Source organism: Gordonia sp. NPDC057258 (assembly GCF_042668985.1).
Classification (GTDB): Bacteria; Actinomycetota; Actinomycetes; order Mycobacteriales; family Mycobacteriaceae; genus Gordonia; species Gordonia hongkongensis.
This window is the reverse complement of record NZ_JBHUXZ010000018.1, coordinates 42,998-59,185: the sequence shown is the minus strand read 5'-3', so window position 1 is coordinate 59,185 and position 16,188 is coordinate 42,998. Positions and strand designations below refer to the sequence as shown.

The window sequence follows — 16,188 nt, the reverse complement described above, 5'->3', positions numbered from 1 at the left end:
GGCGAAGACAGCGGCCACCGACTCCTCGACGGGGGTGGTGGGAGCGACGGTCTCGCTGCTGCCGAAGTGCGGCTGCGGCAGGGATTTCCGGTCGATCTTGCCCGAACTGTTGAGCGCGATGTCGGGCAGCGGCATCCACACCGTGGGACGCATGTACTCCGGCAGTTCCCGGACCACGGCCGCCTTGACCGCGTCCGTGGACACGGTGTCGGGAGCGAAGTATGCCACCAGATGCTGTCCCGAGCGAGGCGACTCGGCCACCGTCGCGGCGGCGTGGACCACTCCCGGTACGGACGCCAGAACCGTCTCGACCTCGCCGAGCTCGAGTCGCTGGCCGCGGAGCTTCACCTGGAAGTCGGTGCGGCCCAGGTATTCCAGCTGGCCACGCGCATTCCAGCGGACGAGGTCACCGGTCCGGTACATCCGGCCGCCCGGCGCGGCGTACGGATCGGCGACGAAGCGATCCGCAGTGAGATCGGGGCGCGACGCGTATCCCCGCGCCAGCTGGACACCCGACAGGTACAGCTCACCGGGTACGCCGACCGGCACCCGGCGCAGGCGCGAATCCAGAACTCGTACAGCAGTATTGGGCACGGGGACGCCGATCGGCACCGACCTCTCCCCCGCCCGCACCTGATGAGCGGTCACGTCCACCGCCGCCTCGGTCGGCCCGTACAGATTGTGGACCTCGTTGCCCGGCAACGCCGCCACCAACGCCTGCGCCACCGACGCGGTCAACGCCTCACCCGAGGTGAACGTCAACCGCAACGACGACAGCTCACCCACCCGATCGCCCAGGACATCCAGGAACACCGACAACATCGACGGCACGAAATGGATGACCGACACCCGCTCAGCCGTGATCAACTCCGCCAGATACCGCGGATCACCATGCCGCTCCGGCTCAGCCACCACCAGCGTCGCCCCCACCGCGAACGGCAGGAACAACTCCCACACCGACACATCAAACGTCACCGGCGTCTTCTGCACGAAGACATCCGAGTCCTTGATCGAATACCAGTCCCGCATCCACTCCAGACGGTTCACGATCGCCGCATGCGACACCGTCACACCCTTCGGCCGACCCGTCGACCCCGACGTGAACAGCGTGTACGCCGCATCGGCGGGCTGCAGGGGCGCGAGCCGTTCATCGTCGGTGACCGGTGCGATGGCGAGATCGACCTCGGCGGTCGCGTCGACCACGACAACCGAGACCGATTCACTCAGTCCCGCAATTGATTCCGGCACAGGACCGGTCGCGACCAGGACGTGACGCACACCCGCGGTCTCGACCATGTAAGCCGCGCGATCGCGTGGCGCGGCCGGATCGACGGGTACGTAGTGCCCGCCGGCGGCGACGACGGCGTGAATGGCCACCATCATCTCGATCGATCGCGGAAGGCACACGGCGACTGCGTCTCCGGGCTGCACGCCGGAGGCGAGCAGGGTTCGGGCGAGGGTCCACACCCGAGCACCGAACTCCCCGTACCGCACCGACCGGCCGCCGAACGACAGCGCAAGCGCGTCCGGGTTCTCCGCGACCCGGGCGACGAGGGCGTCGGGCAGGGTGACAGCGGGAACGGCGGTCTCGGCGCCCGACTCGGCGCTCTCGATCTGTGCATGCGCGGCATCGTCGAGCAGGGTGATGTCACCCACCGGGGCGGCGGGAGACGTGACGAGCCGGCGCAGTACCTCGACGAAGCGCGCGCCGAATTCGGCGATCGTCGGCTCGTCGAACAGATCGGTCGCGTAGATCAGCGAGACGTCCCACGCGGCATCTGGTGTCGCGGTCACGGTGACCGTCATGTCCATCTGGGCGGCGACCGAGTCCCGCTCGACCGGCGCGATCCCCAGTTCGGTCACCGCGTCGACGACCGCACCGGCCGACATGGCCGGATCGAACGACAGCATCACCTGGGCGAGCGGCGAGAACGCCTCTGAGCGAACCGGATTGATTCGCTCCACCAGGGCCTCGAACGGCACGTCGGCGTGCGCGAACGCGTCCAGGTCGGTGACCCGGACCGCGGCAAGCAGCTCGTCGAAACTCATACCCGGCCGTACCTCGGAGCGAAGGACCAAGGTGTTGACGAACATGCCGACGAGCGGGTCGAGGGCACGCTGACCACGTCCCGCGATCGGGGTGGCGACCGCGATGTCCTCGGTGGCCGACAGCCGGGCGAGGACGACCGCGAGGGCGGCGTGGACCACCATGAAGGAGGTCATCCCCCGCTCGGCGCGCAAGGCGTCGACGGCCGCGGCGACGTCCGCGGGGATCTGCAGGCTGTGGTGTGCACCGTGGTTGGACGCCACCGCCGGACGTGGACGATCCGCCGGGAGTTCGAGGACCTCCGGCAGTCCGGCGAGCTGGGCCGTCCAGTACCCGAGCTGGCGACCGATGATCGAGTCCGGGTCATCGGGGTCGCCGAGGACGTCGTGCTGCCAGATCGCGTAGTCGGCGAACTGCACCGCCAGCGGGCCGAACTCCGGCTCGGACCCCCGGCTGCGCGCCTGGTAAGCCGCAACGACGTCGGAGACCAGCGGCGCCAGCGACTCACCGTCTGCGCCGATGTGGTGGAGGATGATCGCGAGGATCGCCTCGGTGTCGTCGATGCGCCAGAGTCGGGCCCGCAGGGGCCACTGGGCGGTGACGTCGAATCCGGTTCCCGCGGCGAGTTCGAGCTCGTCGGCGGAGTCCACCAGCGCCCAGTCGAGTCGCGTATCGACCTCGCCGGTGGGGTGGATCAGCTGATACGGCTCGCCGGCGTCGTCGGGGAAGGTCGTGCGGAGCACCTCGTGCCGCTCCACCGCGTCGACGATGGCGGCGCGCAGCGCGTGGGTGTCGAGCGGACCCGTCAGGCGCAGTACCGCCGGGATGTTGTAGGCGACCGAGTCGGGCTGGAACCGGTTGATGAACCAGATTCGGCGCTGCGCGAACGACAGCGGGATCCGGTCCGGGCGGGGCGACACCGCCACCACGGGTGGCAGGGTGCTGCCGCGGCCGGACACGGCGTCCACCAGATCCCGGACGGACGGTGCCTCGAAGACGTCTCGCACCGACACGTCGGCGCCGAGTGCATCGGCGACGCGCGAGGCGAGGCGGGTCGCGGACAGCGAGTTGCCGCCGAGATCGAAGAAGCTCGTCGTGACCCCGATCTCGTCGACACCGAGGACGTCGGCGAAGACCTGCGCGACGGCGGTCTCCTGCGGGCCGGTGGGTGCGACGATCTCCTCGACGACAGTGGCCGAGTCGGGTATCGGAAGGGCATCGCGGTCGAGTTTGCCGTTCGCGGTGAGCGGCAGGGTGTCGACGTCGATGATCTGGTCGGGGACCATGTACGACGGCACCGCGCGGCCGGCGATGCGCCGGACCTCGGTCGCGTCGACCGCGTCCTGCTCGTCGCGGACCAGGTAACCGATGAGTTGCTCACCGCGACCGGGGATGTCGACGACCCGGGCCGCTGCCGCGCTCACACCCGGCACCGCCAGCAGTGCCGCCTCGATCTCGCCGAACTCGATCCGGTAGCCACGCAACTGCACCTGCGCGTCACCGCGCCCGAGGTACTCGATGTCGTCGCCCACGCGACGGGCGAGGTCGCCGGTGCGGTACATGCGGGTTCCGGGCTCGCCGTAGGGTGACGCGACGAAACGCGTCGACGACAGCCCGGCGCGCTTCAGGTAGCCCTGGGCCAGTTGTCCACCGGTGACGTACATCTCGCCCACGATGCCCTCGGGGACCGGCCGCAGCCGGTCGTCGAGCACGTGGATGGCCAGCGACGACAGCGGCCGGCCGATGAAGCTCGCGTCGTCGGCCGCCACCGAGTGCGGGTCGAGCGGCCGGAAACTGACGTGCACGGTCGTCTCGGTGATGCCGTACATGTTGACCAGCGTCGTGGTCTCGTCCGGATGATCGTCGAACCAGCGCCGCACCTGCTCGAAGCTGAGCGCCTCGCCGCCGAACACGATGTAGCGCAACGACAGCGGGGTGTCGCGGCGTCGTCGGGTCTCGGCGAGCTGGTAGAACGCCGACGGCGTCTGGCTCAGCACGGTGACCCGTTCGCGGGCGAGCAGGTCGAGGAGCTCCTCCGGCGCCCGCGCCAGATCCCGGTCGACCAGGACCAAGCGGCCACCGGTCAGCAGCGGCCCCCACAGCTCCCAGACCGAGAAGTCGAACGCGTACGAGTGGAACATCGTCCACACGTCCGTCTCGTCGATGTCAAAATCATCTGCGGCGGTGTCCATCAGGGTCACCACATCGCGGTGGGTGACCTCGACACCCTTGGGCCGGCCCGTGGAACCCGACGTGTAGATCACGTAGGCACGCGAATCGGGATGAACCGCAACCGGTTCCGGTTCCGGAGTCGCAGCGGCACCCTCAGCGATCAGCTGCGCGACCGGCACCACCGGCGTGGTGCCCAATTGGGACCACAGTTCGAAGTCCGCGGTCGTGTCGTCGATGATCACCGCGCTCGGCGCGGCATCGGAGACGATGAAACGCAGGCGGTCGACCGGATTGGTGGTGTCCAGCGGCAGATAGCCGGCGCCGGAACGCAACACACCCAGGATCGAGGAGACGAGATCGACGCCGCGGGAGGTCGCCACGGCGACGAGGTCGCCGGTGGAGACTCCTCGCGCACGCAGGGCCGCGGCGACCGCGGCGGAACGTTCGTCGATCTCGCGGTAGTCGAGTGTGGACGTGGTGTCGGTGACGGCCGGACGGTCGGCGTGGGTGCGCGCTGCCCGCGCGAACAACTCGGCGAGCGAGACGTCGGTGTTGCGGGTCCGGGTGACCGGCGGCGTGAGCTCGCTGCGGTACTCGGCGTCGTCGAGCAGGGAGATGGCGCCGACCGCAACCGTCGGGTCGTCGACCAGCGCACGCAGGATGCGGACGAGCGCATCGGAGTACACGTGGACCTGTCGCTCGTCGAAGGCGGCGGGCAGATACTTCAGTTTCAGCTCGATCTGGTCGCCGACCACGCCGGTCACCAGATTCAGCGGGTAGTGGGTCGAGTCGGTGGCGTCGAGATCCTCGATCCCGATGCCGCCGGCGTCGGCCCCCTGCTTCAGCGACTGGGCGTCGACCGGATAGGACTCGTGCACCGCGAGGGTGTCGAACAGCTGTCCGCGACCGACGAGTGCGGTCAGCTCGGGCAGTCCGAGGTGCTGGTGGTCGAGCACTGCGACCTTCGAGGCCTGCAGCGCGTCCAGGACGTCGGCGGCGCGGGCGCCCGGGTCGACGTCCGCGACCGCGGGCAAGGTGTTGATGAAGAGGCCGACCATCGTCTCGACGCCGTCCAGATCGGCCGGACGTCCGGAGACGGTCTCGCCGAAGACGACCGTGCGCTGGCCGGTGATGCGCGAGAGCAGCACCGCCCAGGCGAACTGCATCACCGTCGAGACGGTGACTCCCCGTGCGCGCGTGAGGTCGTCGACGGCGGAGGTGATCTCGGCCGGGAGCAGCACGCTGTGATCGCGCGGAAGCTGATCGGAGGTCGCCTCGCGGCCGGAGCCGACGAGGGTCGGCTCGTCGACGGCGGACAGCACCGACCGCCAGGCCGCCAGTCCCGCTTCGGTGTCGGAGGCGGCGATGTACCGCAGGTAGTCGAAGTAGTCTCCCCGAGCCCCGGACTCGGCGGCGACGGTGCCGGTGTAGGTCTGACCGGTGGCGTACAGCGCGAACAGGTCGGCCATGATCAGCGGGCTCGACCAGCCGTCGATCAGGATGTGGTGGCTGGTGACGACCAACGTAGAGCGTGTGCCACTGCGGACGAGGACGAACCGCATGAGCGGGCCGGACTCGAGGTCGAACGGCGTCGCGCGTTCGACCTGCGCGACCGCGTCGATCGCGTCGTCGCCGTTATCGGCGTCCACTGTCCGCCAAGGGATCTCGACCGTCTCCGGAACCACCACGACGACCTCGCCGCTGGGTACCCGGACGAAACTGGAGCGGAGTACCCGATGGCGGGCGAAGACCTCGCGCACGGCCTCGGCGAGACGGGTGGCGTCGACCTCGCCCTTGAGCGTGAGAACCGCCTGCGCGGTGTAGACGTCGACCGCCCCGGCTTCGCGGCCCGCCGCGGCGAGTTCGGCCTGGAACTGCAGGCCGCGCTGCAGCGGCGACAGCGGCCACACGTCGGCGCCCGGATACCGCCGGGCCAGGTGATCGAGATCGTCCTGGGTGACGCGCGCACCGAGGACATCCGACGGGGAGAGTCCCGGATCGCCGACGCGGGCGACCTCGTCGACGATGGTCGCGAGCTCGGCGTCCCAGCGCCGCGCGAGGTCGTCGACCGCCTCGGTGTCGATCGCGCCGCGCGGGAACGTGAATCCCGCGACGAACTCGCGACCGCTGTCGCCGATCGCGGTTCCCGCGTTGATGCTCAGCAGGTTCGGCACGACCATCGCGCCGGTGACCGTGCCGGGCAGGCGCGGTGCGGCGGGGTCGGGCAGGAACGGCATGCCCGCCTCGCCCACGGCCGAGGCGTTCTCGCCGCCGGCCCCGGTTCCCGTGACGTTGCCGAGGTAGTTGAAGCCGATGCTCGGCAACGGTCGCCGGGACAGCTCGGTGTCGCCGTAGCGGAGGAGTCCGTAACCGATCCCGTTGTCGGGTTGGCCGACCCGCTCCTCCTTGGCGAGCTTGACCGTGTGGACAGCGTCACCGCGGACGTCGACGGCCATCGGCGCGATGGTCGTGAACCACCCGACGGTCCGGGACAGATCCACGGTCCGCGGATCGGTTCCGTGCAGGAGGGATTCCTCATATCGGCCGTGACCCTCGAGCAGGATGGTCACCGGCCGGTCGTCGGCGATGCCCCGGGCCTGCTGCCACGACCGGACGGCGCGCGCCAGAGCAGCCACGAGAGCGTCGTTGACGTTGCCGCGGAAGGCGGTCGGCACTGAAGTCAGCAGCGCCTCGGTCACCGACGAGCCGACCGAGTGCACCACGGTCTCAGTGGTCGACATGCGGTCACGCGCGCGGTCGACCTCCGCCCCGAGGTCGGTGACCCGTTCCGGCGACCGTTCGAGCCAATAGCGCAACTCGTCGGATCGCCCGGCCCGCTGGGCATCGAGCGCGGCGGTGAAGGCGCGCGCCGAGGTGACCTCCGGTCGCAACGAATACGCCTGACCGCCTTGATGTTGCGCCCACGCGGTCAGCAGGTCCTCGATGATGACCCGCCACGAGACGGCGTCGACGCCCAGGTGGTGGATCACGACGACGAGCCGTGCGGCGGCGTCTGGGGCGGTGACCAGAACGGCCGCGACGAGCTTCCCGCTGGTCGGGTCGAGGCGCCGGGAGGCGTCCTCGAAGGCCGCGACGACGGTGTCGGAGAAGCCGGGGTCGCCGACGAGCGCGGGAGAAGCGAGCGCGGTGACCGCACCGGGCACCAGTGGCGCGACACCGGTGCGCATGCGCCACTCACCATCCGGCCCCGATTCGACGGCCGCGGCGAGCATCGGATGCACGGACACGACCTGCGCGAGGAGTTCCTGCGCGATCTCGACGGTGAGTCCGGCCGGCGCGGTCAGCACCATGGACTGGGAGAAATCGGCGAAGTCGGTGACCACGTCGGTCTGATCGAGGATCCACGAGACCACCGGCGGCACGGCCATCGGGCCGATCCCGCCGCCGGCCGGTTCCTCGAGGGCGGGCACCCGCTCGCCACGGGCGCCGACGGCGCGGGCAATCGCCCGAACGGTCTTGTGCTCGAAGATGTCTCGAGGCGACACATCGATCCCGGCGGCCCGCGCGGCCGAAGCGACCTGAATGGACATGATGGAATCGCCGCCGAGGGCGAAGAAGGAGTCGCTGACGCTGACGCGTTCGAGACCCAGGAGTCCGGCGATGATCGTGGCGAGCTGCTGCTCGACCGGCGTCTCGGCGTCGACATGATCGGAGTCGACCTCGATGGTCGGCGCGGGGAGTGCCCGACGATCGAGCTTGCCCACCGGGGTCAGCGGCAGTGCGTCGAGCACGACGATCCCGGCCGGCACCATGAACAACGGCAACCGGTCGGCGAGATGCTCACGCAGCGTGGCGATGTCGACTGCGTCGCGCAACACCACGTAGGCGGCGAGCGCCGCGACGACCGACTGTCCACTCGCGGCGAGCCCGCCGTCGGAGTCGACGCCGACGACGACCGCGGAGGCCACCGCGGGGTGATCGCCGAGCGCACTCTCGATCTCGCCGAGTTCGATACGCAGACCGCGAAGCTTGATCTGGTCGTCGCTACGACCGACATAGTCCACCGAGAGCGACCCGTCGCGGTCACGGGCCCAGCGGACGATGTCCCCGGTGCGATAGATCCGGTCGCCCGGCGCGCCGAAGGGGTTGGCGACGAAGCGCTCCGCGGTCAGGCCGCGGCGCGCGAGGTAGCCGCGCGCCAGGGCCGGGCCGCTCACGTACAGTTCGCCCGCCACCCCGACCGGAACTGGGCGGAGCCGGGAGTCGAGCACCAGCAGGTCGACGCCGCCGATCGGCGGTCCGACGAGGACCGGTTCCTCGACCCGCATGGGCGGGCCGATCGCGACACCGATCGTGGTCTCGGTGGGTCCGTAGAGGTTCTGGAAGCGCACCAGTGGTGCCCAGCGGTCACGCAAGGTGTCCGGGACCGCCTCACCGCCCGCGTAGACGGTGTGCAGATCCGGGAGGTCGGCCGGATCGAGGGAGGCGAGCACTGTCGGGGTGAGGAATGTATGGGTCACGCGGTGCTCGCGCATGAAGTCCGCGAGCGGTGCACCGGCCACCGCGTCGCGGTGCCGGTACACGACGGAGGCACCCACGGTGAAGGCGAGCAGATACTCGAGCACGAAGGCGTCGAAACTGGGTGAGGCGAAACCCAGGACGCGTGAGTCCGGGGTGATGCCGGATTTCTCCGCGGCCTCGACGCCGAAGTTGCGCAGGCCGCCCGCGGTGACCTCGACGCCCTTGGGCGTGCCGGTCGATCCGGACGTGTAGATCACGTAGGCCGTGTCGTCGGCCCCGACCGCGCTCGGCCGGTCGGCGTCGGTCACAGGCGAATCACTGGCCGCCGCAACGGCTTCGATGAGCTCCGGCGCGTCCAGTTCCAGCCACTCGCTGCCGGGCATCCCGGGCCCGGCCACGTCGCCGAGCGTGAGCCCGAGCCGCGCACCGGAATCGGTGATCATGTGCGACACGCGATCCGCCGGGTAATCCGGGTCGATCGGTACGTACCCGGCCCCGGTCTTGGCCACCGCCCAGATCGCGACCATCAGTTCCGCCGACCGCGGGATGAGCAGCGCGACCAGGGTGCCGCGGCCGATGCCCCGATCCAGCAGGTGACGAGCCAGCCGGTTCGACGCGGCATCGAGCTCGCCGTACGTCAATGACCGCTCGGGGTCGACGACCGCGGTCCGGTCCGCTCCGCCGCGCCGGACCGCGGCGGCGAACAGCTCGGCCAGCGGCACGGCCGGTGTCGCGGGCTGACGGCCCACGGGGGTCAGCAGCTCGCGCTCGTCGGTGTCGAACAGGTCGGCGTCACCGACCGGCACGGTCGCGTCGGTGACCAGCTCGTGCAGCAACCGCGCGAATCGATCCATCATCCGCGCGACCGTCGCCTCGTCGAACAGGTCCGTGGCGTAGTTGACCCGGCCGATCCAGGACCCGGCGCGACCCCCGCGGAGTCCGACCGTCAGGTCCACCTTGGCCGAGTTCTCCTCGGTCTCAACCACTTCCACCGCGAGCTCGTCGATGTCGGCGACGAGAGTGGACGGATCCGCGGGCGTGGGGTCGACGGTCAGCAGGATCTGCGTCAGCGGCGCGAAGGCCTCCGAGCGCGACGGAGCGAGTGCGTCCACGACCGCCTCGAAGGGGGCATCGGCGTGGGCGAAGGCGTCGAGATCGGTGACCCGCACGGCGTCGAGGAGGTCGGCGAACCGCTGCGCCGGGTCGACGACGGTACGCAGAACCAGGGTGTTGACGAACATGCCGACCAGCGGATCCAGGGCGGCGTCGCCGCGTCCGGCGATCGGGGTGCCGATGGCGATGTCGTCGGTGGCCGAGAGTCGCGACAGCAGCACCGCCAGTGCCGCATGGATGACCATGAACTCGGTGACGCCACGCTCGGTGGCGAGATTTCGGACGAGATCTGCTGTCGCCGAGTCGATCTCGAAACCGACTTCGGCGCCGGCCATCGACGCGACCTTCGGACGCGGACGGTCGGCGGGGAGTTCGAGCACCTCGGGAAGCCCGGCCAGCGCGGTGCGCCAGTAGTCGACCTGCGCCGAGACCCGCGAATCCGGGTCGTCGATCGAGCCGAGCTCACGACGTTGCCAGAGCGCGACGTCGGCGAACTGCACCTCCAGCTCGGCGAAGTCGGGCGAACGACCTTGGGAGCGCGCGACATACGCGGTCACCACGTCGGTGACGAGCGGGCGCATCGATTCGCCGTCGCCGGCGATGTGGTGGATCACGATGAGGACGATGTGCTCGAGGTCGTCGACGCGATGCACGCGGATGCGGATCGGTCGCTGCACGGCGACGTCGAAACCCGCACCGGCGGCGGCGAACAGGTCGGATTCCTCGTCGACGACAGCCCAGTCGAGTTCGGCGCCCACACCGGTCGCGTCCCCGATGACCTGTCGCGGTGCGCCGTCGATCGACGGGAACACCGTGCGGAGCACTTCCTGACGCTCGACGACGTCGACCATCGCGGCACGCAGCGCGGCGAGGTCGAGCTTGCCACGCAGGCGCAGGGCGATCGGGATGTTGTAGGCCGCCGAGCTGGTGTCGAACTGGTTGATGAACCAGATGCGTTGCTGCGCATAGGACAGCGGGATCTCATCCGGGCGCGGGCGTACCGCGGTGACCGGCGGGAGGCCGGGTACGCGGTCGGCGACGCGTTGCGCGAGCTCACGCACGCTCGGTGCGTCGAAGAGGTCGCGGACGCTGACCTCGACGCCGAGCGCCGCACCGGCGCGGGCCGCGACCCGCATCGCGGCCAGGGAGTTGCCGCCGAGATCGAAGAAGGAGTCGACGACCGAGACCCGCTCGACCCCGAGGACCTCGGCGACGACAGCGGCCAGGGCCTGCTCGGCCGGCGTCGTCGGCTCGACGATCTCGGACTTGGACACGGTGGGCGCCGGCAGCGCGCGCCGGTCGACCTTGCCGGAGGCGTTACGGGGCATCTCGTCGAGGACGACCCACAGTGTCGGGCGCAGGTGGGTGAGCAACCGTTCCGCGGCGAAGGCGCGGACCGTGTCGACGTCCACGGTGTCGCCCGGATGGCCCGTCAGGTAGGCGACGAGCGCATCACCCGCGGAGGTGGTGGTCACCGCGGCAGCAGCGGCGACCACGCCCGGCGCGGCGGACAGGACTGCCTCGGTCTCGCCGAGTTCGATGCGCTGTCCGTGGATCTTGACCTGGAAGTCGGCGCGGCCGAGATACTCGAGTTCACCGTCGGCGCGCCAGCGTGCGAGGTCGCCGGTCCGGTACAGCCGCGAGCCCGCTGGGCCGGCCGCGTCGGCGACGAACGCCTGGGCGGTCAGCGCCGGCGCGCCGGCATACCCGCGGGCCATCTGCGCGCCACCCAGGTACAGCTCGCCGGGAACGCCGGGCGGCACCGGGCGGAGGCGGTTGTCGAGGACCCGGGCCGTCACGCCCGGTGCCGGGCGGCCGATGGTGACGACCTCGACCGGTTCGACCAGGGGCCGGATCGTCGCGTCCACCGTCATCTCGGTCGGCCCGTACTGGTTGACGACCACCGCGTGCCGGGCGGCCGCAAGCGTCTGCTGCGTCACCGCGGGGGTGAGTGACTCACCGCCGGTGAAGATCTGACGCACCGAGGACAGACCGGTGGCGGGATCGAAGCTCTCGTCGAGGAACACCGCGAGCAGCGATGGCACGAACTGGACGGAGGTGACCCGCTCGTCGGCGATGACGCGGGCGAGATGCGCCGGATCACGGTGGCCGTCGGGTGCTGCGACCACGGCGGTGGCGCCCGCGACGAACGGCCAGAACAGCTCCCAGACCGAGGCGTCGAAGGTGTAGGGGGTCTTCACCAGCACCCGTTCGTCCGCCGGGTCACCGGTGTAGGCCCCGAACCAGGACAGCATGTCGTGCAGGCCCCGGTGGGTGACCGTCACACCCTTGGGCTGTCCGGTCGAGCCCGAGGTGAACAGCGTGTAGACCGGGTGCCCGGCGCGCAGCGCCACCGGACGATCCGCGGGGGTGAGGGGAGCCGACGCAGCGGTCGCGAGCGCGTCGAGATCGACGGTGACGAAGGTTTCCGGAACGGTGGACGCGGCCTCGGCCCAGCTCGGACGTGCCCCGGCGACGACCACCGTCGACGCACCGGACAGCGCCAGCTGCCGGCGGACGACCTCGGCCGGCGCCTCCGGGTCGATCGGCACGTAGGTTCCGCCGGCGAGCACGATCCCGTGGATCGCGACGAGCATCTCGACCGACCGCGGAACGGCAACCGCGACCGCCACATCCGGCCCGACACCCTGCTCGAGTAGTCGTCGTGCGAACGCGTGGACCAGCGCCCCGTACTCGGCATGGTCGTAGGTGCGCCCGCCCGCGCGAACGGCGGGGCGGGACGCGTTGCGGGCGAACGAGTCCGCCAGCGCATCCGCGACCGTGACGACCTGCCCGGGACCGGCGTCGGTGTCAGCCGCACCGACCCATCTTTCGATCGCCTCGTGCTCGGCCGAGGTCATCAGCTCGGCGTCGCCGACAGGCGCACCCGGGTCCGCGGTCAGGGCGTCGAGAAGGCGGACGAACCGATCGGCGAACAGGCGCACCGATTCGGCGTCGTACAGGTCGGTCGCATAGAGCACCGAGCCCTGCCAGTTGTCGCCGTTGTCGGCGATGCCGACGGTCAGGTCGACGCGCGCGGAGAGTTCGTCCGGTTCGGCCGGGGTCACGGCCAGGCCGCCGGCCTCGCCGATCGTCCCCCCGCCGATCGTCAACGTCTGCGAGGCCAGGTCGGCGATGGCCGACTGGTCGAAGGCGAGCCACACCTGCGCGAGGGGCGCGTAGGCCTCGGTGCGCAGCGGGTTCACCCGTTCGACGACCGCCTCGAAGGGGATGTCCGCGTTCGCGAAGGCCTCGAGATCGGTGCGGCGGACGTCGTCGAGCAGTTGGTCGAAGCCGGCCGAGGAGTCGACGCCGGTCCGAAGGACCAACGTGTTGACGAACATCCCGACCATCGGGTCGAGGATCGACTGGCCACGACCGGCGATCGGCGTCCCGACGGCGATGTCCTCGGTCGCGGACAGACGCGACAGCAGGACCGCGAGCGCCGCATGCGCGACCATGAACGGGGTCAGCCCGCGATCGCGGGCCAGGCGCGCAACACGCTCCGAGACCTCCTGCGGCACACTGAATTCGACGCGTGCACCGCGCTGTGAGGCCACGGCCGGACGTGGGCGGTCGGTGGGCAGCTCGAGCACGTCGGGCGCGCCGTCGAGTTGCCGCGCCCAGTACTGGAGCTGTGCCCCGATGAGCGAGGAGTCGTCGGTGGCGGCGCCGAACACCCGACGCTGCCACAGCGCGACGTCGGCCATCTGGACAGGCAGCGGCTCGAACGCGGGCGCACGCCCGGCGACCCGTGCGGTGTACGCGGTGATGAGGTCGGTCACCAGCGGCGCCAGGGATTCGCCGTCGCACGAGATGTGGTGCACCACCATCCCGAGGACCGCCTCGGTGCTTGAGATCCGGGAGAAGCCGACGCGCACCGGCAGTTCCGCGACCAGGTCGAACCCGCCGAGCATCACCTGCGGCAGCGCCGCTTGCGGCACCTCGCGCCAGTCGAGCATCGCAGCCGCTGCCGACGGCTCGTGGACGAGCTGATAGGCGTCGCCGTCGGCTTCGGGATAGGTGGTCCGCAGGACCTCGTGGCGCGTCATGACGTCGAGCAACGCCGCACGCAGCGCGTCGGCGTCCACGTCGCCCGACAGCCGCAGGACCATCGGGATGTTGTAGGCGGGCGAGGCCGGGTCGAACCGGTTGATGAACCACATGCGCTGCTGTGCAAGCGACAGCGGGATGCGGTCCGGACGGTCGGCGACGGGCTCGATCGGGGGCAACCCCGGGCGCTTCGACGCCGCGGCCAGTGCGAGGTCGCGAACCGTCGGGGCGTCGAAGAGGTCACGGACGGTGAGGTCCACACCGAGCGTCTCCGCGGCGCGGCCGACGATGCGGGCGGCCAGCAGCGAGTTGCCACCGACGTCGAACACCGACTCGACGACGCTGATGTCCTCGAGACCCAGTACCTCCGCGAAGATGTCCCGCAGGGCCGCCTCGGTGTCGTTCTCGGGCGCGACGAACTCGGTCGTCGACGCGAGCACCGGCCGCGGCAGTGCGCCGCGATCGAGTTTGCCGTTCTGGGTCAGCGGCAGCCGCTCGACCGTCATGACGACGTCGGGGACCATGTACTCCGGCACCGTGGCCGCGACTCGGCGGCGCACGACCTGTTCGTCGACCTCGGCGCCCGGCTCGGGAACCACGTAGGCGGCGAGGATCTCGCCACGGTCGGGCAGGTCCACGACGTTCGCCGCACCCGCCGCGATCCCGTCGACACCGACGAGTGCGGCCTCGATCTCGCCGTATTCGATGCGGAAGCCGCGGAGCTGGACCTGGGCGTCGCCCCGACCGAGGTACTCGATGTCGTCGCCGACGCGACGCGCCAGATCGCCGGTCCGGTACATCCGGTCACCGGAACCGTCGGGCGCGAACGGATTCGCGACGAAACGGGTGGCGCTCAGACCGGCTCGACGCAGATAACCCTGCGCGAGTTGCGTTCCGGTGACGTACATCTCACCGATGACACCCTCGGGCACCGGCCGCAGCCGCGAGTCGAGGATGTGGATGTCCAGCGACGACAACGGCCGTCCGATGAACGACGCGTCACCCGCCGACACCGCGTCGCGGTCCAGGGCGCGGTAGCTGACATGCACCGTGGTCTCGGTGATGCCGTACATGTTGACCAGTTGCGCCGGATCGGCCGGGTTGTCGTCGAACCAGCGCCGGACCTGCTCGAAACTCAGCGCCTCGCCACCGAACACGATGTAGCGCAGGGCAAGTGCGGCCTGCTTCTGCCGCTGGGCGGTGATGAGCTGGTAGAAGGCCGACGGCGTCTGGCTCAGCACCGTGACCCGCTCGGTCTCGAGCAGCTCGACGAAGGCGTCCGGATCGCGCGTGGTGTCCTGGTCGACCACGACGACGCGCCCGCCGGTGACCAGCGGTCCCCAGATCTCCCAGACCGAGAAGTCGAATGCGTAGGAGTGGAACAGCGTCCACACGTCGTCCGGACCGAACGAGAACTCCTGCGCCGCGGCCTTCATCAGCGCGACGACCTCGTGATGCGAGACGACGACGCCCTTCGGCCGGCCCGTCGAACCCGAGGTGTAGATCAGGTAGGCCGGCAGCCGCTCGTCGAGGGGTTCCTCTGCTCTCTGAGGAGACCGTTCGCTCGCGAAGGGGCGTGCCCCCTCTGCTCCCCCGGCCGTCAGATCCTCGGGCGCCGCGAACCGCACGTCGATGACGCCCCAGGCCGCGGCCAGGTCTGCGTCGGCGAGCACCAGCAGCGGCGCGGCGTCGTCGATGATCGACTGCGCGCGCGCAACCGGCTGGGAGCGGTCGAGAGGCAGGTACGCCGCCCCGGTCTTGAGGACGGCGAGCAGGGCCACGATCAGCTCGGCACGGCGCGCGAGCGCGACACCTACGAGGCGACCCGGACCTGCGCCGATGGCGCGGAGTGCGCCGGCCAGCACCTCGGAACGATCGTCGAGCTCGCGATAGGACAGTACGGTGCCGGTCGCGTCGCTGACCGCGGGCCGGTCGGCGTGGCGGGCCACGGCGGAACGGAAGAGCCCGGGCAGTGAGCCGAGGTCGGTACTGCCGATCAGCTCGAGGGCCCGCTCTCGGATCAGCGCGATCGCGCGCCGGGTGGCGTCGGCGATCTCCGCGGGCGCGCGACCGGCGGCGGCCTCGGTCTGGGTGACCCCGGCGCCGACGGCTGCCTCGGTGTCGAGCCCCTGCGCGATGAAGATCTGGGCCGTTGCCGAGACGCGTGCGTACAGCTCACCGAAGGTGACCGGACCGGACGCCGCCTCGTAGGCGGTCTCGGAGGGTGCGACGCCGGCCGAGAAGGCGATCAGGTGCAATGTCGAAGGCCGCGAGCCCCAGGTGAGAGAGATGTTGGAGGCCGTTGAATCGACATCGGTCAC

Annotated in this window: 1 protein-coding gene (running past one end of the window); it reads right to left on the bottom strand. The window is 70.5% G+C overall.

What is annotated here, in order from left to right; genetic code table 11:
- Window positions 1-16,188, bottom strand: the beginning of a protein-coding gene (locus ACFUEJ_RS14490; RefSeq protein WP_388030130.1) for a non-ribosomal peptide synthase/polyketide synthase. Its footprint begins 24,015 nt before the window's first position; only the first 16,188 of its 40,203 coding nucleotides appear in the window; it begins with the start codon at window positions 16,186-16,188; its stop codon lies off the left edge, out of view.